20 protein-coding genes and 2 pseudogenes are annotated in these 21,636 nt (G+C 60.9%); 5 read left to right on the top strand and 17 right to left on the bottom strand.

The features are described 5' to 3' along the window. Nucleotides 1-435: 435 nt before the first annotated feature. Nucleotides 436-1,164 (bottom strand): nitrogen fixation protein NifQ, encoded by a 729-nt coding sequence (locus IVA80_RS27025; RefSeq protein WP_247437366.1) that lies wholly within the window; start codon nucleotides 1,162-1,164, stop codon nucleotides 436-438. 66 nt (nucleotides 1,165-1,230) lie between these two features. Beyond that, entirely contained in the window at nucleotides 1,231-2,121 is an 891-nt protein-coding gene (gene nifH, locus IVA80_RS27030; RefSeq protein ID WP_026233535.1) for a nitrogenase iron protein, read from the bottom strand. A 523-nt stretch (nucleotides 2,122-2,644) separates the two neighbouring features. Between nifH and IVA80_RS27035 the strand changes: the two genes are divergently transcribed. Next, complete coding sequence (locus tag IVA80_RS27035; protein ID WP_247437418.1) at nucleotides 2,645-3,199, top strand: peroxiredoxin; 555 nt, start codon at nucleotides 2,645-2,647, stop codon at nucleotides 3,197-3,199. Nucleotides 3,200-4,565: 1,366 nt separating this feature from the next. On the opposite strand, the gene IVA80_RS27040 is transcribed toward IVA80_RS27035, so the two are convergent. From IVA80_RS27040 to IVA80_RS27055, 4 genes are all read right to left on the bottom strand, one after another. Further along, nucleotides 4,566-4,703 (bottom strand): hypothetical protein, encoded by a 138-nt coding sequence (locus tag IVA80_RS27040; RefSeq protein WP_247437368.1) that lies wholly within the window; start codon nucleotides 4,701-4,703, stop codon nucleotides 4,566-4,568. Between the two features lie 139 nt (nucleotides 4,704-4,842). Further along, nucleotides 4,843-5,202: a hypothetical protein gene (locus IVA80_RS27045; protein WP_247437370.1), complete on the bottom strand. Its 360-nt coding sequence runs from the start codon at nucleotides 5,200-5,202 to the stop codon at nucleotides 4,843-4,845. 11 nt (nucleotides 5,203-5,213) lie between these two features. Continuing rightward, nucleotides 5,214-5,453, bottom strand: a complete 240-nt coding sequence (locus tag IVA80_RS27050) for a nitrogen fixation protein NifZ (RefSeq protein WP_247437372.1) — start codon at nucleotides 5,451-5,453, stop codon at nucleotides 5,214-5,216. Beyond that, nucleotides 5,450-5,770: a nitrogen fixation protein NifZ gene (locus IVA80_RS27055; RefSeq protein WP_247324242.1), complete on the bottom strand. Its 321-nt coding sequence runs from the start codon at nucleotides 5,768-5,770 to the stop codon at nucleotides 5,450-5,452. The genes IVA80_RS27050 and IVA80_RS27055 overlap by 4 nt, the downstream gene beginning before the upstream one ends. A 208-nt stretch (nucleotides 5,771-5,978) precedes the next feature. Between IVA80_RS27055 and IVA80_RS27060 the strand changes: the two genes are divergently transcribed. After that, on the top strand, nucleotides 5,979-6,284 hold the full coding sequence (locus IVA80_RS27060; RefSeq protein ID WP_247437374.1) for a hypothetical protein: 306 nt from the start codon (nucleotides 5,979-5,981) through the stop codon (nucleotides 6,282-6,284). Nucleotides 6,285-6,885: 601 nt separating this feature from the next. Here the strand turns inward: IVA80_RS27060 and IVA80_RS27065 are convergent. The 7 genes from IVA80_RS27065 to IVA80_RS27095 all read right to left on the bottom strand — a co-directional run bounded on the left by IVA80_RS27065 (nucleotide 6,886) and on the right by IVA80_RS27095 (nucleotide 14,002). Beyond that, nucleotides 6,886-7,110 (bottom strand): 4Fe-4S binding protein, encoded by a 225-nt coding sequence (locus IVA80_RS27065; RefSeq protein ID WP_247297545.1) that lies wholly within the window; start codon nucleotides 7,108-7,110, stop codon nucleotides 6,886-6,888. Between the two features lie 15 nt (nucleotides 7,111-7,125). Then, a complete protein-coding gene (nifB, locus tag IVA80_RS27070) occupies nucleotides 7,126-8,682 on the bottom strand; it encodes a nitrogenase cofactor biosynthesis protein NifB (protein WP_247437420.1) in 1,557 nt (518 codons plus the stop codon). Between the two features lie 640 nt (nucleotides 8,683-9,322). Further along, nucleotides 9,323-11,434, bottom strand: a complete 2,112-nt coding sequence (locus tag IVA80_RS27075) for a prolyl oligopeptidase family serine peptidase (protein ID WP_247437376.1) — start codon at nucleotides 11,432-11,434, stop codon at nucleotides 9,323-9,325. Between the two features lie 484 nt (nucleotides 11,435-11,918). Beyond that, complete coding sequence (gene nifT, locus IVA80_RS27080) at nucleotides 11,919-12,140, bottom strand: putative nitrogen fixation protein NifT (protein WP_247279050.1); 222 nt, start codon at nucleotides 12,138-12,140, stop codon at nucleotides 11,919-11,921. Further along, nucleotides 12,137-13,330, bottom strand: a complete 1,194-nt coding sequence (nifS, locus tag IVA80_RS27085; RefSeq protein WP_247437378.1) for a cysteine desulfurase NifS — start codon at nucleotides 13,328-13,330, stop codon at nucleotides 12,137-12,139. Before nifS ends, nifT begins: the two co-directional genes overlap by 4 nt. Nucleotides 13,331-13,348: 18 nt before the next feature. Next, nucleotides 13,349-13,642, bottom strand: a complete 294-nt coding sequence (locus tag IVA80_RS27090) for a NifU family protein (protein ID WP_247437380.1) — start codon at nucleotides 13,640-13,642, stop codon at nucleotides 13,349-13,351. A 39-nt stretch (nucleotides 13,643-13,681) separates the two neighbouring features. Then, nucleotides 13,682-14,002: an iron-sulfur cluster assembly accessory protein gene (locus tag IVA80_RS27095; RefSeq protein WP_247437422.1), complete on the bottom strand. Its 321-nt coding sequence runs from the start codon at nucleotides 14,000-14,002 to the stop codon at nucleotides 13,682-13,684. A 326-nt stretch (nucleotides 14,003-14,328) separates the two neighbouring features. Between IVA80_RS27095 and IVA80_RS27100 the strand changes: the two genes are divergently transcribed. From IVA80_RS27100 to IVA80_RS27110, 3 genes and pseudogenes are all read left to right on the top strand, one after another. Then, entirely contained in the window at nucleotides 14,329-14,919 is a 591-nt protein-coding gene (locus IVA80_RS27100) for a hypothetical protein (RefSeq protein WP_247437382.1), read from the top strand. A gap of 295 nt (nucleotides 14,920-15,214) precedes the next feature. Beyond that, nucleotides 15,215-15,352 carry a hypothetical protein gene (locus tag IVA80_RS27105; RefSeq protein WP_247437383.1) on the top strand — a complete coding sequence of 46 codons (138 nt, stop codon included), beginning with the start codon at nucleotides 15,215-15,217 and terminating at the stop codon, nucleotides 15,350-15,352. A gap of 253 nt (nucleotides 15,353-15,605) precedes the next feature. Continuing rightward, nucleotides 15,606-16,386: pseudogene (locus IVA80_RS27110) on the top strand (IS5 family transposase). Here the strand turns inward: IVA80_RS27110 and IVA80_RS27115 are convergent. From IVA80_RS27115 to IVA80_RS27130, 4 genes and pseudogenes are all read right to left on the bottom strand, one after another. Then, nucleotides 16,379-17,440: an ISKra4 family transposase gene (locus IVA80_RS27115; RefSeq protein WP_247437385.1), complete on the bottom strand. Its 1,062-nt coding sequence runs from the start codon at nucleotides 17,438-17,440 to the stop codon at nucleotides 16,379-16,381. The pseudogene IVA80_RS27110 and the gene IVA80_RS27115 overlap by 8 nt on opposite strands. Before the next feature lie 580 nt (nucleotides 17,441-18,020). Further along, entirely contained in the window at nucleotides 18,021-19,064 is a 1,044-nt protein-coding gene (fni, locus tag IVA80_RS27120; RefSeq protein WP_247437387.1) for a type 2 isopentenyl-diphosphate Delta-isomerase, read from the bottom strand. 85 nt (nucleotides 19,065-19,149) lie between these two features. Then, nucleotides 19,150-20,051, bottom strand: a pseudogene (locus tag IVA80_RS27125) (hypothetical protein). After that, the gene (locus IVA80_RS27130; RefSeq protein WP_247437389.1) at nucleotides 20,048-21,598 is read right to left on the bottom strand and encodes a hypothetical protein; all 1,551 of its coding nucleotides are present in this window, start codon (nucleotides 21,596-21,598) and stop codon (nucleotides 20,048-20,050) included. The pseudogene IVA80_RS27125 and the gene IVA80_RS27130 overlap by 4 nt, the downstream one beginning before the upstream one ends. Nucleotides 21,599-21,636: the final 38 nt, after the last annotated feature.

Below are 21,636 nucleotides of genomic sequence, written 5' to 3' on the forward strand. Positions count from 1 at the left end.
AGGTTCGGTGCGCTTGCGACCGAGCTGAAGGCAGGCGCCGAGCTTGGAAGCTTGCTAGCCGGGCAACGGTTCGAGCTGCAGCACTTCGGGGAAGGCGCGTGCATTTCGGCGCTTATCGAAGAAGATTTTTGAGCCATCGGGTTCGGTCCAACCACAAGTCGGCGTTCGTAAGCAAGTTCAGCGGCGCGCGATCGAGAGGCGGATGTTGGCGTCGATCGCGCGTCAACATAGAACATCTCGGCGGTAAATGTGACGGTCGCCTCCGCCAGTTATCAAGCCGCGATCATCAGGTGCCGCCGCGTCCTGCTTAGGCGGCCTGCGCGAAGTTGTTTACCCCGGTGTCTTTTCAAACCCTCAGTCTCGTCATGTGACAGCTGGCCGAAAGCTCGTCCGATACACCGGACTCGCGCCGAGGAGGGGGCATCCATTATGAGCTCAGTCTTGCGAACTTGGGATGGCTTGGACGGAGTCATCGAGACGACGCAGATGATCCCGCCGGCGTCCGGCCATCCGGCTCTCCCCGCTCTCCTCGCCGAAGCAAAGATCAAAATCATTGCATTCCGTGCAGACCGGCGTGGTACACATCACCAGACCGTCATCTTCGCATAGCGTGCGATAGAAGAAGCGCTTCCAGCGCATGTTCTTGGTGTTGCGAGCCGCCAACGGCCCGAAATGGCGCATCAGGAGGCGGGACAATTCGTCCCGCTCCCGCAGACCGAGATCTTCCCACAGGTGATTAGGCTCCATGGCGCGCCGCGCGATCATCGTCGCGAGCCAGCCGCCGACCTCGCCATGAGTGGAACGTTGCTCAAGCAGGAGGTCTCGCACCATAATCGTCTCGTCAGGAGCCGGTAACGCGGACTGTTCGCGCCAGGTACAACTCCTGACCGGGGTAGATGGGAAGTATTGCACCAAGAGCGCATCGAGCTCCTGGTTAGTCAAGCCAGCCCGTTCGGGAAGTTGGCCGCCATCTATAGCGGATGCGGCGAGAACGCAAGCGAGCACATGGCGATCGAATTCGTCATCGTCGCTGATGTCGACTTCTGTTGGATGGCGCCCGGTCAGGAGCCCGTAGAGCTCACTTGCATCGCGCTGCTCGGCGATGTGAGCTGCTGATACAGGAGATGACATCGTATCGGGCAATTTGCTTTGTGTGCCAATCATGAAGGTCCCCCAGCTTCTGAGTGGACGATGTCGGCCTTCCCCGGTCGAGAAGGCCGACAACATGAACTATGCCGAAACAGCGGCGAGCTCGGCGGCGGTCTTGCCGACCAGGCTCTCGTCGACAGGCTTGATGATGCCGTGCTCCATGAGCATATCCTCGAGCTCGTCCATGCTGATTGGCGTCGGGATGGCGCCTTGTCCCGCATTATTGTGGATCTTGGTCGCGAGATTGCGATAGTGATCCGCCTGCTTGGACTCTGGCGCGTATTCCAGCACAGTCATGCGGCGCAGCTCCGCGTGCTGCACGACATTGTCTCGTGGCACGAAGTAGATCAGCCGGCTGCCGAGCTTCTTGGCGAGAGCATCTGCCAGCTCCAGCTCCTTGTCGGTCTGCCGCTCGTTGCAGATCAGGCCGCCGAGGCGCACGCCGCCGGAATTCGCATACTTCAGAATACCCTTGGAGATGTTGTTGGCGGCATACATCGCCATCATCTCGCCGGACATCACGATGTAGATTTCCTGTGCCTTATTCTCGCGGATAGGCATCGCGAAGCCGCCGCAGACGACGTCGCCGAGCACGTCGTAAGAGACGTAGTCGATGTCCTCATAGGCGCCATTCTCCTCCAGAAAGTTGATCGAAGTGATCACGCCTCTTCCGGCGCACCCGACCCCCGGCTCTGGACCGCCGGACTCGACGCATCGAATGTCCTTGTAGCCGAGCTTGATGACGTCCTCGATTTCGAGGTCCTCAACGCTGCCGGCATTCGCCGCCAGACTCAGAATGGTGTCTTGCGCTTTGGCGTGCAGGATGAGGCGAGTCGAGTCCGCTTTGGGATCACAGCCGACGATGAGAATCCTTTGGCCCAGCTCAGCAAGAGCCGCCAGCGTATTTTGCGACGTTGTCGATTTACCGATGCCACCCTTGCCATAAAACGCGATTTGTCTCAGCGAAGACATGTTGCTCTCCATCAACCGATTGCCAATTTTTCGCGCCGAACGCGCGAGGCTGTTTCTCTCTCAGAAACGTGGGCACACGGGTTTCGGGAAGGAGGCCATCGCTCGCCATCGGCGTCGGCGTGCCCTCAGCCCTCACTCCTTGTTGCTGCATCCAGTTAGCAACTGGCGTGCCATTCGTCGCACGCGCGTTAAGCATCTGACTAGGCTCGACTAATAGGGCCGCGTGCGAGACCGGAAGCTGTGGCGGACCCGACAGCGGCAAGGGCTCTGACAGAAACCCGACAAAGCCCGGCGCGTGGATTCCACTACGAGTGCCGGGCGAAAGAGCGCGGAACGGGGAATGCCGGGCCGAGTCAATTGAGGAAACCACACGGTGCAGATGGGGTTCGAGGACACCGCCATCATCAAAGGCGAATGTTCCGCGAGCGGCATGATGGGTACTTGCCGTCAGATGGATGGCATATCGCTTGCTTTGCCAGTCGCGGAACGCTGTTTCCGTGTGACGCGATGTTGTGAGGACAATATGCCTGGAATTGGAAGTAAGTTGCCGCCGTTCGACATCACAGGCGTGAAGCCCGGCTTTCACCTACAAGAGGAGGACGGGCAGAGCGCCTTCGAGACGCTGACTGAGAGGAGTTTCCCCGGAAAATGGAAAGTCATCTTCTTTTACCCGAAGGACTTCACATTCGTCTGCCCAACCGAAATCGCTGAGTTTGCTCGCCTGTCCAAGCATTTCGCCGATCGCGATGCAGTCGTGCTTGGTGGCTCGACCGATAACGAGTTCTGCAAGCTCGCCTGGCGGCGTGAGCACAAGGATCTGCACCGCCTATCGATCTGGCAGTTTGCCGACACCAAGGGCGCACTGGTCGATGGCCTTGGAGTGCGATCGCGTGATGGCATCGCGCATCGCTACACCTTCATCGTCGATCCTGAGAACACGATCCAGCATGTCTATGCGACAAGCCTCAATGTCGGCCGCAGCCCGACGGACACGTTACGCGTTTTGGATGCGATACAGACTGATGAGCTCTGCCCTTGCAACCGCGAAATCGGCGGCGACACGCTTAAAATTGCCTGAGGCGACATATCGAAAATGGAGCAAGGAGCAGCTCCCGGATTCGAAGGACGTCAGATTCAATCGTTTGTCGGATACCAGATGAGACGATCTTACCGCAAATGCGGCCTGCTGGCGCGGACCGCATTTCCAGGCTCGGTAAATCTATATTCGCCGATGTAAGCCGCACTATGAGACGAACGAGTCGGGTTTATCGTCCCTGATTAAAACCATGACACTCGACGAGGTTTAGGCCAAGTGAGCCGGTCTATCGGGAAATCGGTCAGCTCGTTCATCGCGCGAGCTGACCCTCGGGCGCAGGGACCTGAAACGATCAGGTGGCCGGGCGGTCGTAAGCCGCCTGGCCGTCTCGATCGTCACGCCGGTCAATTTCCGAACATTGAGGCGTATCTCAGCGCTGGTGACCCAAGCCAATCCCCAAGGTACGTGCTTTCTGTCTTAGAGAGCCCTCGGATCGCTTCATAAGCTTTGAAACCCTAACTACCGGGGTGCGGGCCTTCGAGTGCGCTTTGAGCAGCTTGACGTCATCCTTACTATACTCTTTGCGCTTGGTGCTTTTTGCCACGTGTTCTCCGATTTCGCTTTGCACATTTGCCTGTAGCGCCTTGGTTTTGGGGAAGACGCAACTGCTTCCCATTACCATATCACTGGTCATGGACAACTATTCAAGCGGATTTTTCTCTTCGAGATAAGCACTGGAACTACACGCGAAATTGTCCTCTGTCCTCTGGATCTTTATCCGCGTGACAAACCGGATTCTCGACGTGCACGTCAGCCCCTTCAACATGCAAGCAAGCCGTAGAGAAGGGACGCTCGATGCGTCTTCGAAAAACAACGCGAAAAGCGCTTCTTACTTGAATGCACCGACTTCACTCATCAATTTCGTAGAATGATATTCCAGGCGCCAATAATATTGATGGAGTAGCGCGGATCGGCCGGTACAGTCGCACTGCCTCACTTGCGCGCGCATCATCAACCGGCCTTCACGGCGAGTGCACGGCGTTACCGCGCGAAGAACAAATGTCTTCTCCTGTTTTCTGAAATCCTGCGAACTTAAGGGCGAGTACTCACAAAGGCAAATCTTGCGATGCCCGAGCGTTTCTCCTCGTCAGCTGATCGAGCACGGCTCGCTCAGCCAAATTTGATCTGCCGCAGTATCCTTGGTTCAATAAGCCACGGTGAGATACCCAGGCAATTCCGCCCTCCGCGAACACTTCTGCGAGACCGTCGCCTGCCCCTGTCTCATGGACCCGATGAACGAGCGAGCGAGCTGATCGTGATATTTCCCGGGCCGGGCACTAAGGCATGCCGAGCAACCCGCGGACCTAGCCGTCCTGTGTGAGCTTGGCACCGGCAGGCAATTGCTTAATCATGACTTGCCAGAGCGCTTGGCCAGCACAATGCCGGTGGCGCGCTGCGGATCATTCGTGATCTGTACACAGTGGCCTCCACTGTCGAGCAGATGCAGGTCGAACTTTCCAACCCGGCGGAACGGACTCTGCGTCATGTCGGACGCCTCGCAGCCAATCCAGGCAAGATGTGGAAGTTTCTGCCGGAGCGTCAGGCAGGGCTCAGAGGCTGTATCAATAGCGGCGAGCTCTGCTCGACCTCCGTCAAGTCGCCTTCGAGCACCATCTCCACAATCCCTATTGCCAGAACAAACGTTCAGGGTCGGCGTTCAGAACCGCTGTCGCCAAGCCAAGCCGTTGATGGGTCGAATGCCACTCCCAGACGCCCTTGCGGTGATCTTTGCGGAACAGCTGCCATGCGGCCCCAGTCCTAACGTGGTGCAGCAGCGCGACGTCAACGAGGCTGCTCTCTGCATTGATATTGCCTGAGCAGCGCGGGCTCTCGACCAGATAACCGCCAGCAACCGCTGTCACCTTTGGCGGGACACGTCGGTAGCGCTCGCGCTTTGTCAGCGCGCGCACGATCCGCCACCGGTCGAGCTCGTTGGGATGCGCAGGCAATCCGGAATGATGTCGTCTGATGATTGCGGCGTTCATTGCGCGATGTCCTAGACTGCAGAGATTTCTGCCTCGAGGCAGCCAACCACCAATTGCTTGCCGAAGTCGACCGTGTAAATGGGTAGGTTCGCTTCCGTATGGCGACCGACCTGGACGATCTCACCAATGCACCCGACGCTGACAAGACACTCTTCCGCCGACGCGTCGAGAAAGGAACCGTCGTTGAGCAGATCGATTGCCGCCTTGACACGTTGACCTGGCCGGTATTTTGGCAATCTTGGTTCGATCATCGGGGTGCCGCTCCTGGCAAGAACGGCTCCTCGCCTTCGTGGCTTGGCGTGACTAGATCGAGCTCCTTGCATTTCATGCCGACGCGATTGCCGGAGCCGAGGAATTCGACTCCATAGATATAAAATTGTTGCAGGAACGTGCCGATCGAGACGACATAGCCAAGCTCGCCTTTCTTGACCAAAACCTCACCGATCTCCTTGCCCACATAGGTGCCGTCGTTGCGAATGGTGCGGTTGGCCCGCACGTTGTCACCATAATCAAAGAAGGGGGCGTCCGTCAGCTCGACGATGTCACTGTCACGGGCGATGTTGCTCATGCTGCCGTCCCTGTTCCATAGTTCAACTGTACCGCGCCTCGCGGGCACCCGGCCTTACGGACCACCTTATCATGATGCTCGATCAACCCCCTCCATTCCCGCACGGCGGCGCTTGCGATCACGGATTGCATGAGCCTGTCGGGATCCCGGTCTAGCAACATCAACGCCCGCAACCTAAACTCCAGATGCTCGAGACTATCGTGAGCCCATGGTTGATGTTGAAGAAGCCATCGACGCGGCACGCGCGTCTGCCATTGAGGGAGGCGTGCTTGAGCCGGCGGCGAGCCGCGTGCTTCAGCGCGGGATGCGCACAGCCGACAGAGTCGACCTGATTACCCCTGCAACCGAGGGCATTGTGGACGTCATCACTCACGGTCCCGCCGATACGCTCGATCGTGCCCAACAACACCTTGGCGGAAGCCTTGTCCGCGGGACAAAGCCACAGCAGTCTCCGACAGCTGCCGTCCTTCCCGAGTTGCCCGAGACGCATCTGCAAGTCGGCAATATGCGTTGAGCGAGAACAGGAAGACCCACACGAGGTGCTCTCATAGCAGCCGAATTCCGGCTTGGTGGCGCCCACCGCACCGGTGGCAGGAAATTCGTTTCCGCATCACGTGATCCGGTGCGAACGCCTTGGCGTGGCGCAGGTGTACTTTCTGCACCTTCATCGAGGTGATAGGATAGCCCTGTCGCCCTGGGATGATGCTCGGCCGGCTCGATACGGTGCGACCAAGACAGGACACGGTGAGGACGCCCTCTCTCGGATGACCAACTGAAGAAGGCCTCGGGCATGAATGTCGCCTGATCAATGATGGCCGCAGGTGACTGGATTGATATCGCGGAAGACGGGTCCGCTCTTCGTGGGCCCATCGGCGAAATCGATCCTCGACGCTCAAGACAGCGGCCTTCGGTCCGACAGGAATAGCTCGACGCGCTCCCGCCGACGTGCGCGTCGCCAGAATATGACTTGGCAACTGGCGAAAACGTTTGCGACCAGGGCGAGCCGTCCACCTGGTCTGAGAAGGCGAAAGCCGCGACCGGCGCCTCGTCAAGGCGGAGCATCATCCGCCCGAGTTTCTGAACCTTTAGTGTCGTAGTGACATCCATCGTAGCCCTCAAGCAGGCTCCTGGTGACGCGGCAGTGCCGTGTCGAGCACGCATGTATTGTCAACCGGGCAAACCGCCACGCATTGCGGCTCATCAAAGTAGGCGGCGCACTCGGTGCATTTCTCAGGATCGATCAGGAAAACGCCGGCTCGCTCGGAAATAGCGAAGTTCGGGCATTGCGTTTCGCACGCCGAACAGCCCGTGCATTGCGAGGCGATGATCTTGAAGGGCATTGTCTGAACCCATCCTCAGGCGGCGGAAATCAGCGCATTGCGGCGGGCCGCCGGATTGACCCGCTCAACGTGCTTGATCTTCCCCTCATTGACCTTATCGAGATAGAGTTTGAACCAGGCGATCGCCGAGCCATCAATGAACTCGTAGGCGTACTGATCGACCGGTTCGATTCCGGCCTTGATCAATTCGGCCTTCGGGCAGCCGCCGATCTTCGACACGAACACGGCATGGCAATCGTTGATGGCACCGATTGTGATTTCGAGCTTGCTGTCCTCGCCATGGCCGCCCTGGCAATAGGGATGAATAGGACGATGGCCAACGAATTTTGCGCCTGAAGTCGAGAGCTCGTAGATCTGGAACTCCTTGGCATGACCGAAGTGCTGGTTGATCAATCCCGAGCCCTTGGTTGCAACCGCCACCAGGACCTTGATTTCGCTGGACGCGCTGGTGAGCCCCGCAAGCTGCTCCTGCTTGGCCGCAAGCTTTGCAATGCGCGCCTTCTCGACTTTGATCTGATACTCCTTTCGGGCCTGCTCATCATATTTGATGTCCATGGCCATGATCTTTTCCATGGTGAACTCCGCGCCGCGGTCCTCCCCGAGCAGTCCGACGGCGTCGGCGCGGCACTGGCGACAGTGACGCATCATGTTCATCTCGCTTTCGCAGCTATCCTGCAATGCTGTCACTTCCCGTGCGGTCGGGCCGCGTTGCCCGCTGAGACCGAACACGGTGCCGTGCTCGGGCGAGGAAATCAGCGGCATCACGTTATGCAGGAAAGCGCCGCGCGACTTCACGGCCTTGTTAACCTCAACCAGATGCTGATCGTTAATCCCGGGAATCATCACCGAGTTGACTTTGCACAGGATGCCGCGCGCGGTGAGCATCTCCAGGCCCTGGAGCTGCCGATTGCTGAGGATGCTTGCAGCTTCAATGCCGGTGTAGCGCTTGTGGCGGTAGAAGATCCATGGATAGATCTTTGCGCCAATATCTGGATCGATCATGTTGATCGTGATCGTCACGTGATCGACCTTGAGTCTTGCGATCGTGTCGACATGATCAGCTAGCGCCAGACCGTTCGTCGAGAGGCACAGCTTGAGATCTGGCGCGAGTTTATTGACGAGCTCGAACGTCTTGAATGTCTTGTCCGGATTCGCCAGGGGGTCGCCAGGGCCAGCAACGCCGACCACGCTCATCTGAGGGATCGCGGAAGCGACCGCCAGCACCTTCTTGGCGGCCTGCTCCGGCGTCAACTTCTCGCTGACAATGCCGGGGCGCGATTCGTTGGCGCAATCGTATTTACGATTGCAGTAATTGCACTGGATATTGCAGGCGGGTGCGACCGCGACATGCATGCGGGCATAATGGTGGTGCGCCTCCTCGCTGTAGCAGGGATGGTTCTTCACCTTTTCCCAGACCTCATTTGGCACATTGCCGATGCCGGCCTGAGATCCGCAGCTCGCCTTGCCGCTGCCACTGACCGTACCGCAGCTCTTGTGCTTAGCCATGATTTGCATGGTCTCGCTGATCTCGCCGCCGCCGCAGGATACCTGGTGTCGCGCTGAAGTACTCATTTTTCCAATTCTCTTCGCAAGCCGAAGCCTTCCACCAAGCATCCCCAGAGTCGTTTCTGAAAAGCCAAGAGCAACTGGCGTGCCATACCTGCCACAAATTAATTTTGTGGTTCGCTTCAAGCAGTTAGGTAACGCCTGCTCGAATGTCAGTTTTATCAATTCATGTTGGAAAGCCGACAGAAATTGCGATCACAAGAGCGCTGGCAGCGCTATTATGACGGCGGGTACGCTGCATCATCTATGCCCTTGGGCAAAGAGCATGGCGGCTGGTGTCGTTGAAAGTTGATCTTGTCGCCGAAATGTGACGCGTATGCAAAGCATAATCCGCAAAAGACGTTCCGGAGCTTTGAAGGACAACTTGAACTGGCGATCCTTCGTAGGTGCAGACAAGAAGCAGCCCCCGTTACCGACCTATGTCGTGGAAGATCACGCGGGCCCCTGCCTGACACTCCGCAAAGGCATTGTCGGGCAGGTGAAGAGAAACGCCTGGTGGCCAGAGCCCCGACGGCCACGAATTGGACCGTGCGTCCAAATGTTGGTTGGCATCTCGAATAGGTCGTGCGGGTGTGGACGCCGATCGGATTCGTAAGGCTGCAGCCGCCTTGGTCGACATCGCACGAACTGCCGTCCAACAACTACACTACGTCGCTGACGTCTCGCTATCCAGCCAGCCGATCCTGCTCTTCAGGAAACGCAGGCCCAGCACCAACAAGCCGGCGTGCTCCCTGTTGTCCTTGCCATAGCCGTGGCCGCCGGCGGCATGCTCGTAGAAATACGCCTCATAGCCCATTGCCTGCAGCTTCGCTGCCATTTTGCGCGCATGCCCGGGATGGACGCGATCGTCCCGCCGCCTAGTGGCCATCAGGATCGGTGGATAGGACTGCCCGGGTCTTGCGGCATGATAGGCAGAATAGGTCTTCAGCCACTCCCACTCCTCAGCGTTGTCGGGATCGCCATATTCGGCGAGCCAGTTCGCCCCGGCGAGCAGTTTGGTGTAGCGGCGCATGTCGATCAGCGGGACGGTGCAGAACAGTGCGCCAAAGAGCCCGGGATATCGCGTTAGCATGTTGGTAATGAGGATGCCGCCGTTCGATCCACTCTCGGCCCCGATCCGCTTGGCCTGTGTCACGCCGCGCTTAACGAGATCGGCGGCGACGGCTGCGAAATCGTCATGCGACAATCTCTTGCCGGCCAGCCGGCCGGCGTCGTGCCAGCGCGTGCCGAACTCACCGCCGCCGCGCAAATTTGCCTGAACCGTGGTGCCGCCGCAGTCAAGCCAAAGCTTACCGAGCGCGGAATTGTAATACGGTTTCACGGAGATCCCAAACCCGCCATATCCGCTCAGATGGACCGGCGCGTTGCCGGTCTGTCTGACCGGGCCGGTCTGTAGGTAGGGAATTCGCTCACCGTCGATCGAGATGGCCTCGTGCCGCGTGATCACGCAGTGCTCCGCGGCAAACGTCTTCGGCGCCTGCTTCAGCACGGCGGGACTGCCAACGCCCCGCTCCATCAGGATGAGGGACGGCGGGGTGAGCGGATCCTCGACGTGAGCCAGCAAGTCGCCATTGCTCTCGGACGGATCGCGATCGAGAGACCAGATATCGACGACGCCAAGATCAGGAAGCCCGCCCAATTGCTCGCGGTTCCAGCCATGATCGGATGGCGTGCAGATCTCGAAGACTGGCCGGAGTTCGTCGAGAATACAAAGCACAAGCTTGCCCGCACTCCAAAAGAAGCTCTGCAGCGCACGGCGCGGGCCCGGCTCGAAGATAATCTCGAACTGGCGGCTGCCCGCCAGGAATGCCGGCAGCGGGATGACGAGCACCGTATCCGCGGCATAGGTCTGCCCTGCCACAGACCAGGATTGGCGCGGCTTCAGGGCAAGCCAGTTGCGATGCGAGCGCATCCAGATGTTACTTGGCAAATCGAGCCTCGTCTTGGCGCCCGTTTCATCGCCCAGCCAGACCACGCAATTGGAGACGTCTGTCGCATCGAGGAACCAGATCCTGGGCGGCACGACAGTGTCGTCAACACTGCAACCGACTGACACATGAGCGGCCTTGGTTTCAAAGATCACTGCCGCTTTGTCAACATGCGTACCACGCCGCCACAGCCTCACCGTGCGCGCATAGCCGGTGGTCGCGGCCATGCCGTCGCCATGGGAGCTTAACAACACCAGCGTATCAGAATCGAGCCATTCGCCGCTGCCTTTGGCTTCCGGCAAAGTAAAGCCATCGTGGATGAAGAGCTTCGTGTCAGTGTCGAATTCACGCAACGTGACGGCATCGCTTCCGCCGCGCGATAGACTCAAGATCCACCGCGAGTGATTTCCAGGCGGTGCGGCCGTGGCGTTCAGAAGCCAGTCTTTGCCTTCGCTGACGGCAAGTTGATCCAGGTCGAGCAGGATGTCCCATGACGGCTTCAGCGTGCGATATTCTTCCAGAGTGGTTCGCCGCCAGAGGCCGCGTGGATTATTGGCGTCCCGCCACAGATTGTAAAGATATTCGCCGCGCCGGCTGACATAGGGGATATTGTCAGGTCGGTCGTAAATCGCTGTCAGCGCATCTCTGTCTCGTTCGGCTGCGGGTCCGCCAAACACCTCCAGGGTTCTGCTATTCTGCCGCTCGACGAAGTTCAGCGCCCGCGCGCCTTCGATCTGTTCCAACCATAGATAGGGATCATCGTCAGGAGCGGAGGGCGTTGGCCTTCCAGTTCGCGAGTCGTCGACGCTCCTTGTCTGACCATGCTTCATTTACAACCTTAGTCTTGACGCGTAGTCGACTGATTCAAGGATTTGCATCGCGAACGTTGCATCACGATCTGCAAGCTACGACCTGGCCCGGCGCGAGATTCAATCCTCTCGAAACTGACTCTTGCGGAGTTGCAGCAATTTGCCTGACGCTTTTAAAATGTGCGGAATGCAACGACTGGGCTGGCGATGTCAGCACAATCGGCGCTCGCGAGGGCCTCCCCGTCAAGGCCATCTCGCTGGCCCAACGCCTCAGTGCTGGCCAAGGCCGAGATATTGCGTTTGGCACCGCGCGTCGGCGCCATCTTGGTTCCCAAGAACGCCTCGAGCGCTTCCGGAGTTATCGGCACGCTGGGTTGGAACCTTCGATCACGCCAAGCCAAAGCCACGGAATGATGTGGCCTTCCTCGCAGTGGCCGGACCGCTCCGCCAAGAATAGCTTCCGCATCCGCTGGTTTGGCGAGGTTCTGTGGAGTCGCAGCATTCATCATTCGGTTGCTTCGCCGCCGCGCTTCTTGGCGTTGATAGTGATTGGAAGGATGGTGTCACTCGCCATCGCGGGTAGGTCGAGCACCCACCCGTTCGCGATTCTAATCCAACCACCCCACAGCGTCTCGTGCTCACATTCGACAATCGACTCCTCAAGATCCTTCTTGGGCACATAAATCGAAAGCCCCGTCTCGGGCGAACGGCGAATCATGACCTTCATAGGAGCTCCGCAATTTGTGAGCTCTCGCCCGCGCGCTCCTGACACGCACGCCACAAGGCTCTCTGTTTGGTGTTGATGTCCGCCAGGACTTGCAGGACACGATCGATCTCATCCGGCGCCGTCTCGCGCGACAGCGAGAAGCGAACCGCACCGCGCAAAAAGGCCGGTGGTACTCTCATCGCGCGCAGGACATGGGACGGCTCCATCGAGCCGGACGCGCAGGCTGAACCGAGTGAGACGGCAATTCCGTTGCGGTTCAGGTGGTCGACGATGGCCTCTGCTTCGAGATGCTCGAATGCAATGTTAGACGTATTTGGCAAGCGGTTCTTGATATGACCAAGCACGATGCAACAGCCGAGAGCGAGAATGCCTTGCTCCAGCCGGTCGCGAAGGACGCCAATCTGCATCTGCTCTTGTATGAGGTGTGCCGCAGCGAGTTCCGCCGCCTTGCCGAGCCCAATAATGCCCGGAACGTTTTGGGTGCCAGCGCGGCGATGCCGCTCCTGTGCGCCGCCGAAGATCAGCGGTCGGAACTTGATTTCCTTGCGCACATACAGCGCGCCGATCCCCTTCGGACCATGGAGCTTATGGCCGGAGAGCGACAGCATGTCGATGTCCGTAGTCTTCAGGTCAATCGGAATCCGCCCGACCGCCTGGACCGCATCGGTGTGAAAGAGCGCGCCGACTGAGCGCGCCATCTTGGCGAGGGATTTCACCGGAAAGATCGTACCGGTCTCATTATTGGCCCACATGACCGAGGCGATTGACGTGCGCCTCGACAATGCGTTGCGATAAGCCTCGATGTTCAATCGGCCGCTTGCATCGACCGGAATGACATGGGTCTTGATTCCTCGTCGGCCCAGCTCCTCGGCGAGGGACAGCACGGCTGGATGCTCAACGGCCGTTGTGACGATCTCGTCGCGTCCCTCCTGCACGGCGAGCGCGGACAGGATCGCTGTGTTGTCGGATTCAGTCGCGCCCGAGGTGAAGACGATCTCGTGATCGAATGCTGCGCCAATGAGGGCCTGCAGCTTCCTGCGCGCTTGTTTCAATGCGGGCGCAACCTCAATGCCGAATGCATGCGCGGACGACGCATTGCCGAAGTGCCCAGAGAAGAACGGCAGCATTGCCGCGACCACCAAAGGATGTGCGCGGGTCGTCGCGTTGTTATCCAGGTAGATCGGCCGCACGGACTGTCCGCTCTGCACTTAAGGCCCCACTTTGGCAGCTCCGGGGAGCGGGATCAGGCGGACGAACTCGCCGAGCCGCTCGATCAGGCGCGCCTGAATGGCCGCGAGCGTCGTTCCCGCAAGCTTGCATAACATGCAGGCGCCGGTGAGCCGGACCATGATCTTGTTGCCTTCGATTTCGACGAGCTCACAATCCCCACGATCACGCCTGAGGCTTGGCCGAATCTCATCGAGCACGGCGCGGACAATCCGCTCGCGATCGGAAGCCTCTGCACTCGAAGACTGCTTCGTTCGTTCAGCCTTCAGGCCCATGCTCGATGCTCCTTCCATTGCGAATGGTCCGAAGGCGGCTCAGCTGAACGATTTGCCGCAGGAGCAGCTCGATTTGGCATTTGGGTTATCGAAGCGGAACCCTGATCCTTCGAGCGAGATCACGAAATCGATCGTGGTGCCGTTGAGATGCGCCCGGCTCGCGTTGTCGACGAAGACCTTGATCCCGTCTTGCTCGAACACGGGCTCATCGCAGACCGGCTCATGAGCAAGACCCATTTTGTATGTGAACCCTTGGCAACCGCCGCCTTCGACCATGACCCGCAAACCGCTTGCCGGCTGGGCCGTCGAGGAGATTGCGGCCTTCAGTGCGTTGATGGCGCTATCCGTTAGGTTGATCATTTCTGGCTCGCTCTCAGTTTCTGCCGCGAGGCACAATTCGCAAATCCCATGCCAGTCGGGATGCAGCTGAAATCAATTGGTTTTGCAGCCGGCGACCATACGATTTGCGACCTGTCGGCTTTGCGACAGGCGGTTTTCCGGCGTCCCGACCTCATCCGGCCGAGACCTCGTGGTGGTGCCAGCACGTATTCATGCACATTGCGCCAAGCCGCCGCTTACGCTGTGCGTCGCTGCAGACATAGGCGCACGGCAAACAACTTGCATAAGGTTAGCGGACACGCCGCATTGGCGATGCATGTACACGACAGATTGATGAGGAGCCTTCGATGACGTCGATCGACAACACCGCTCTTGGCCAGTTGGACAAGGAGGGCCGGTTGCTGAATGCGGTGCTTAAGACCGAGACCACGAAGCCCGGGCGATTTGGATTTCGGGGCGACATCGCGCTGAAGTTCCAAGCCCAGCTCGCCGACGAAAAGCGACCGCCGGACTATTCCATCGAACAAGTTCTTGCAATCGCGCAGGAAGGCGAACCGACCATCCCAGTCCTTGCCGGATATCTGCATTCCTTCGCGTATCTACCTCAGGCCGCAAAGGTCCTGGATGGCAGGCTGAGCCCCAAGGGCAGCTATTTCATATTCTGCAACAACATTGATCTGCTTGCGAAATACCGCACCAAGATAGGCGACATCACCTTCCGCATTCTGCCTTGCGACGAATCAACTGTGTGGAAGGAGATGATGGACCTCGCCGGCGTCGACAAGAATGACATCAAGAAGCTCGGTACGGCCGGTAGGCTCGACTACTTGCTCGACGCGGCCAAGGACATCGGTGGATCATACACGGAAATTTCATACGAGGACGGCCTAGCGAAAATGGAGCCGGTGAAGAACAGAAGCGAAAACCGCCCCGTCTGAGGCATCGCCTCAGACCCTCTCTCTCGTCAGCTCGACGAGTATGCCGCAGAGAGAGTCACTGCGCCCGCTTCGCCCGGACTGGCTCTGACAAACCCTGGTGATGGACTATCCGCCTACCTTTCGGGAGATCACACCGCCACTCTGTTAGTCGTGTGTTGGCCAAGAGCACTGTCGTCAATTGCACCGAGGGGCGGCTGGCCGCGACCGTCCGCCTGACTGCATCCACGGGGATCCGGACATTCCAATGCTCATCGGTTGATGATCGCGGTCACATCAGAGAGCGGATCGACGATGTATGGATCGGCTTGGCGCTGTGCTCGAGGCCTTTGCCAGCCTGCGTGGCGCAGAGATGTCGCGCGTCGATGCTCGCCAGCCGACAGTTCTCGACGAGCTGCGCCCATGGACGATGGAAACCGATCCGGGGATTGAGTAACGCGCGTTGCATCGTTCGAGAGAACCCAGCGAGCCAGCGTCAAGCGGTTTGCCTCGTACATGCAGTTCCGCAGAGCCTCAAAATGCGACGGCGGGGTGCCGGTTGATCGAGCCAGGCCAAGCGATAGCTGAGCAGACTTGGCCGCACATCCTCAATGTTGTGAGAACGAAGCGAAGCTATGCAGAATGCCGCAACCGACGCTGTCCCAGGGCCTGCACCTAAATAGCGCCACGATTCCCTCTCCTGCGAGTTTTTGATTCGGGGGCGAGAGAATGCGCGCGGGTTTGTTTTGGCTGAATGATCGGCAATGGGGACGTATCGAGCCTCATCTGCCGACGGGACTGACGGGGCTGGATCGGGACGACGACCGGCGCATCATCAGCGGGACCATTCACATGCTGCAGTCGGGTGCGCGATGGGCGCGACTGCCCGCGTGAAGACGGCCCTTACACGACCGTCTACAATCGCTTCAACCGCGGGGCCAAGCGCGGGCGATGGTGCGCAATCTTCGAAGCGCTGGCCAAGCCCCGCGAAGACGGCGTCGTGCTGTCGCTCGACTCGACCTCGATTAAAGCTCACCGGTGTGCCTCCGGCGGAAAAGGGGGGAGCACAATCAAGCAATCGGCCGCCCGCGCGGAGGCCGCACGACAAAAATCCATGCGCTGAGCGATCCGCTCTGCCGGCCGGTCGTCCTGCATCTGACCCGAGGCCAGGATGCCGATATCGCGGCGGCGCCCGATGTTCTGGCGCTCGCGCGGCCCATGAGCGCGCTACTCGCTGACAAAGGGTATGACGGCGTCGACCTTCGCGGCGAAATTGTTCGTCGCGGCGCCAAGCCCGTCATCCCCAACAAATCCAACCGCGTCGTCATCCATCGGTTCAACAAACGCGCCTACAAAGGCCGAAATGTCATCGAGCGCTGCTTTTGCAGGCTCAAAGACTTCCGCCGCATCGCCACCCCATACGACAAGCTCGCCCGGAATTTCTTGGCCGCTGTTCATCTCGCCGCTCTCCTCGCATATTGGCTCAATTGAGTCTGGACCCTAGAAGTTGCTCCAGGTCGCGGATCGCGCGGCCGACCCGCCCAAGCCACAGACGCCACTTCACGGCTCTGACGTCCCTGTCGATGGTTGGAAGCGCTTCAAAGGGGCCTGATCCGGATCGTACGATGTGATCGGCGATCTGCTGCATGGGCTGGATCTTCATGGCAATATGAACCAGTCGGTGATGTGGGTCGTTGGTTTCGGCATGGCGCGGGGCAGCCGCTTTATGATTTCGGCCCCGTCCGAGATCACCGTCACATCCCCAAAGCCGCGATATCCGACTTCCTGGAGAGAGTGAAGAGCACGATCGCGGATTGCTTGCTGGTCGGTGCTGCCGGTGACGAAATAGCGACCGCCCCTTTCTCCCCGTCCCCCCGCGGCTGCATCTGGCCACGACGAGCTCGAAATTTCGCGCCGAATGTTGATCAGCGCTACGAACGTGCGCCGTTTCAATGCTGATGACGAACCCTTTGCGCCGATCTCCGGGAAGCTGCATCTCAAGCTGGCATCGGTCATCTGTTTGGGACCTCGCGCGCCAAGTTTCCTGCATGACCTGGTCGTCGAGCCGCTTGCCGATCCTGATGGTACGCTTGCGCACGGTCGCATGCGTCTCAGTCGGTTCAGTGGGCAGGAAATCGGCCAGCACCTTCGCCGCCTGCCGGTAGGGCAGCATGCTTCCTAGCCGGTCCGTCAGTTCCATCAGCTCCGGTGTCGCTCGATCGGGACAAATTTCCTTCAGCGGCGCGAAGGCACCGACCATCCCTGGACGGCATTCCCGGCACAGCATCCATCGCGGATTGCGAACCTCAACGGTGCCGCAGACGGTTCGGATCGGGCGTGTCGTGTAGTCCTTGACCGGTCGGAACGTATGGCAGTCCGGGCAAAACCGGCGAAGAAGGGCATACGTCTCCGCCTCATGATAGACGACCGCGTTCTGCAGCGCTGCCATGATCTTCTTGCTATCGCCGATCGACAAGCCGATGTCGCCGTCGAATAGGCTCTCCCAGCTCTTGTCCTTGCGCCTCCTTCCGGCATGTGTCGCCAAATTCGTTCCGGCCCTCGATCGTAACCCTCCATTCCACCGCCATCGCTTTGTCTCAAAACGATGCTGATGGACTGCTCGAGCCTAACAACCCGTGTTTGACCCCAGAGAAGTTACCGGTCTCCTCACGATCGACGGCGCATGACTCGGGTCAATGTGGATCGCTACTCCTTCATTGCAATGGACTTGCACCATCTACTCCTTGCCGGTCTCCCGGCGCACCTTGTTCCGACCCCTTCAGGGCTCAGCCCGTTCGGCGTGGCCGATCACCCCGATCAAAGCATCGACATAGGCGTCGAATGCGGCTTCACTCTCGGCTGTCCAGTTGGGCATGGCGGGGCGCTTCCCTGATCACGAAGCAGCCTCCTTGTTACCCGGCTGACCTGGTATTCCGGCGCCGGAGTTCTGCGCACTCGGAGCAGATGAGACATCTGGCTTATTCGTTTGCCCGGATGCCGCTGGAGATAAAACCATCAACGCAAGCGTGATTGCGGTCATGATCCGCTCGCGAATCCCCCCGCATCCGCGACTTTCTGGCTCAGTAAGACTAGGCGCCCGCCGCCACGTGCGGGCGAGGCCGGCATCAACCGGCGGGCAGATGCGCCGAGGGTAACAAGCGCGCCTGACGCAACGCCGCCAGATCAGCCGAGCCGGTGCAGAAGCAGGCGACGGCCAACTGGCGGATGACGATCTCGAAATGCGCGACAACCGCCTCGGTGGATACCGTAGCCGCGCGCAGCACGCCGGCCGCCTGCCCGGCGATGTCCGCGCCCAGGCGGATGGCCTTGGCCACGTCGACGCCGTCGCGGATCCCGCCCGACGCGATCAGCTTCACCGTTGGCAGCGCCTGACGTACCGCCTGCACGCTGGCCGGGGTCGGAATCCCCCAATCGGCGAACGCCATCGCCACTGCACGGTCGGCGGCATCGCGGGCGCGCTCGCCCTCCACCGCGGCCCAACTGGTGCCGCCGGCGCCGGCGACATCGATCACCGCCACGCCCGCCTCAACGAGCGCACAGGCCACCGAGGCGGATAGGCCCGAACCCACTTCCTTGGCCACGATCGGCACGCCCACGTTGCGCGCGGCGCGAGCGATCTGCGCCAGGACGCCGCGCCAGTCGCGGTCGCCCTCCGGCTGTACCGCTTCCTGCAGCGGATTGAGATGGACGATGAGTCCATCGGCCTCCAGCGCATCCACCGCGCGGCGCGCCAGGTCCAGGCCGTCGGCCTCGCGCAGTTGCGCGGCGCCGATATTGGCCAGCAAGGGAATGTCTGGAGCCAGGCGGCGCAGCGCGCGCGTCAGCCCCTGGGAGTTGCGGGATTGCAGGCTCACGCGCTGCGAACCGACGCACATGGCGATCCCCAAGGCTTGCGCTGCCTCGCTCAGATGCCGGTTGATGGCCTCGGCGCGTGGCATGCCGCCGGTCATGGAGCTGATCAGCAGCGGCGCGCGCATGGTCTTGCCCAGCAGCGAGGCGCGCAGGTCGATCTGCGTCAGGTCCAACTCGGGCAATGCGCAGTGTTCGAAACGGATGTACTCCCAGCCGGCGGCGACCGTGGCCGGCGCCGTTCGCCGATCCAGCACGATGTCCAGATGGTCGTCCTTGCGCCGGCTGGTGTCGCTCATGCTCGCTCCGTCCGTCGCATCGGGCGACGGCGTTGCGTCGGATCGGACCGACGGCAGCGCGCGCACGCCGCCGCCTCCCCCGCGTTCAGGCCGGCGCACGCTGGCCTCCCCCGCAGCGTCGCTGCGGTAGCGGCTGGTCGAGGTCTGGTAGTACTGCGCGCGGATGGCCGCCATGGCCTCGATCAAAGGTCCCCACGGCGCGGGAAAGCGTTCTGAAGCCATCACCCGGTGCAGCATGCGCGTATGGCCGGCCAGCTCGTCGTTGAGGAACTCCACCACAGGCATAGCCGGATAGCGCTGCAGCAGCAGGATCGCCGCGTTGTCGGTCTCGCCGGCCGACCTGTCCTTGTCGCGTCCGTGCAGATCGTTCTGCAGGCGCCCTATCGCGGAGATGAGCCGCAGGACCTGGCGAAACGCCGGACGCGCGCGCAAGGTCGCCATGTCCAGCCCCCACAGCAACGACAGGCAACAGAACACGTTCGTGTAGGCGATCGAATCGATGCCGTTGTGCAGGTACTCGGCGTAGGACCAGCGTTCCGCCCCTGCCGCCTGCGCGTGTCCGGCGCGCAGCGCCGCGCAGTAGCACCGGGTATCGTCAAGAAGCTGAGCATAGTCGCGACGATCGTAGGCGAGCGCGGCCAGCGAAGCGCGCAGCACAGCGCAGCCCTCGAATCCGGGGAGCGCGCACGGCACGCCCTGCCCCAGCGCCTGCTCCACCGCAGCGAGCTGCTCCGGCGCGATCAGGCCAAGGTCGTTGCAATCGTCGAGCCAGAACAGCAGCGCCAGTTCGCGATAGAACGCCACGATCAGCGTTTCGTCCTGCGGATCGCGGCCGGTGCGGGCGCTGGTGTCGCGCAGGCTCGGGTGGATGCGCTGCAGGATGTACTGGCCGCCCCTGACCGCTTCCACGGCATGCTCGTCGGCGAACCCGGTCAGGGAACGCCCCCACTCCAGCACCTGCTGCAGCGCGCGTTCGGTCTGGATCATGGCGCCGCTCCTGCTCCCTCGGCCGGGACGCGCCGCCCCCAACGAAGCGCCAGCCACAACCCGGCGAGTTCGGCCACGCGCACGACCCGGGTGGGGCAATACAGTTCCTTGCCGATCCACAGCGGCGTCTGCGGCAATGCATGCGCCGCATGGCGGGCGAGCATCCACTCCAGCGCACGCGCCACCGCCTGCGCGATGCGCCGGCGCCCTGTCGGCTCTTCGCTCCGGTCCATCACGTACAACGCGAACAGCGCATAGGCGGTTTCCTCAAATGTGGACGCGCGACCGGCGCCCCAGCCGCCGTCGTCGCGCTGCGCCTTCAGTAGCGCCGCCAGCGCGCGCTCGTCGCGCCACTGGGGCTTGCCTTGCGCCAGCGCAGCGACCGCATGCGCGGTGGGATACAGCCACGAAACGTGCCATTTTTCATTGTCCCATAGACCGTGCGGGTTGCGATTGGCCTCGACGTACGCGCTGGTGCCGGCGGCGGGCTTTCCCAACAGTCGCAACGCATGCAAGGCATGGATGTTGGTCGACACCGAGGCATTGCGCTCGCCGGGGAAGGTGACGAACAGCTCGCCGATTTCGAAATGGCGCAACGCATCGACCGCCGGGTTGCGGCCTGCAAGGCGCAGGACGCACAACGCAACGGCGGTGTCGTCCGCATCGGCCGCGAAGTGCAAGGCCGGGCCCAGACCGCGCACGCCCAGGCGGGCGTCGAGCTGCGCGACGATCACGCGCACCGCCTCGGCGAGCGCGGGATGCGCGAACAGCCCGGCCAGATGCAGGGTGTACAGCGACCAGCATGGCTCGAACACATTGATCGGCCAGACGTTGGGAACGACACCTTCGATGCCGCTGCTCGTCGCCCGCGATGCCGCCTGCAGATACGCGTCGGCGCGCCCGACCTGCGGCGTGCTCCCCTGTGTCACGGCGTGCGCACGATACGCGGCGGTGGCCGCCGGACTGATGCCGATGCTGCCGTCGTCATCCGGGCATGCGGTGGTCAGCGACGTCCCCCAGGCTTCCCAGGAGTGCAGCAACGGATGGCCGCTCGGCAACATCGCCACCGCCCCCAGCTTGATCAGGCACGCTTGCCGCAACGGCAACAGCGCCGGGTGGCGCGGAAACGCCGCGCCACCCAGCAAGGATGCGGCCTCGCCGCACAACTGCGGCAGGATCAGCTCCGCGCCGATCGGCGCGTCTTCCGGCACCGTATGCGCGTAGGGATCGGGCTCGCGCTCGAGGAACCGGGTTGCAGCCAGGACTGCGTCGGCAGCGCCGGGAAGAGGATCGGCACGCTGCAATGCCAGCAACGCCGCCCACGTGGGCGCATGGCGGAACAGCGGGAAGTCCGCGCTTCCCCATCCGCCATCGGCCTGTTGCTGCGCGATGAGCCACGCGTATGCGTCCTGCCGACCGGGGACGTTGCCGCGGAACTGTAGAGCTCGCGCCGTGTCATAGACGGACGGGCCGACGCAGCCGCCGTCGCTCGTCTCGCTCAGCACGTGGCGCAATTCGGAAAGGATCTGTTCGCACAGCGCGTTCACTCGGGATGTTCCTTCTGCAGACGGTTCGGGCGGAGGCC

It is taken from the genome of Bradyrhizobium sp. 139 (genome assembly GCF_023074175.1).
GTDB lineage: Bacteria > Pseudomonadota > Alphaproteobacteria > Rhizobiales > Xanthobacteraceae > Bradyrhizobium.

Excerpts from the sequence above, each read along its gene's own strand:
- IVA80_RS27025 (WP_247437366.1), bottom strand. The coding sequence starts at position 1,164 with ATGATTGGCACACAAAGCAAATTGCCCGATACGATGTCATCTCCTGTA.
- nifH (WP_026233535.1), bottom strand. The coding sequence starts at position 2,121 with ATGTCTTCGCTGAGACAAATCGCGTTTTATGGCAAGGGTGGCATCGGT.
- IVA80_RS27035 (WP_247437418.1), top strand. The coding sequence starts at position 2,645 with ATGCCTGGAATTGGAAGTAAGTTGCCGCCGTTCGACATCACAGGCGTG.
- IVA80_RS27040 (WP_247437368.1), bottom strand. The coding sequence starts at position 4,703 with ATGACGCAGAGTCCGTTCCGCCGGGTTGGAAAGTTCGACCTGCATCTG.
- IVA80_RS27045 (WP_247437370.1), bottom strand. The coding sequence starts at position 5,202 with ATGAACGCCGCAATCATCAGACGACATCATTCCGGATTGCCTGCGCAT.
- IVA80_RS27050 (WP_247437372.1), bottom strand. The coding sequence starts at position 5,453 with ATGATCGAACCAAGATTGCCAAAATACCGGCCAGGTCAACGTGTCAAG.
- IVA80_RS27055 (WP_247324242.1), bottom strand. The coding sequence starts at position 5,770 with ATGAGCAACATCGCCCGTGACAGTGACATCGTCGAGCTGACGGACGCC.
- IVA80_RS27060 (WP_247437374.1), top strand. The coding sequence starts at position 5,979 with ATGGTTGATGTTGAAGAAGCCATCGACGCGGCACGCGCGTCTGCCATT.
- IVA80_RS27065 (WP_247297545.1), bottom strand. The coding sequence starts at position 7,110 with ATGCCCTTCAAGATCATCGCCTCGCAATGCACGGGCTGTTCGGCGTGC.
- nifB (WP_247437420.1), bottom strand. The coding sequence starts at position 8,682 with ATGAGTACTTCAGCGCGACACCAGGTATCCTGCGGCGGCGGCGAGATC.
- IVA80_RS27075 (WP_247437376.1), bottom strand. The coding sequence starts at position 11,434 with ATGAAGCATGGTCAGACAAGGAGCGTCGACGACTCGCGAACTGGAAGG.
- nifT (WP_247279050.1), bottom strand. The coding sequence starts at position 12,140 with ATGAAGGTCATGATTCGCCGTTCGCCCGAGACGGGGCTTTCGATTTAT.
- IVA80_RS27090 (WP_247437380.1), bottom strand. The coding sequence starts at position 13,642 with ATGGGCCTGAAGGCTGAACGAACGAAGCAGTCTTCGAGTGCAGAGGCT.
- IVA80_RS27095 (WP_247437422.1), bottom strand. The coding sequence starts at position 14,002 with ATGATCAACCTAACGGATAGCGCCATCAACGCACTGAAGGCCGCAATC.
- IVA80_RS27100 (WP_247437382.1), top strand. The coding sequence starts at position 14,329 with ATGACGTCGATCGACAACACCGCTCTTGGCCAGTTGGACAAGGAGGGC.
- IVA80_RS27105 (WP_247437383.1), top strand. The coding sequence starts at position 15,215 with ATGGATCGGCTTGGCGCTGTGCTCGAGGCCTTTGCCAGCCTGCGTGGC.
- fni (WP_247437387.1), bottom strand. The coding sequence starts at position 19,064 with ATGAGCGACACCAGCCGGCGCAAGGACGACCATCTGGACATCGTGCTG.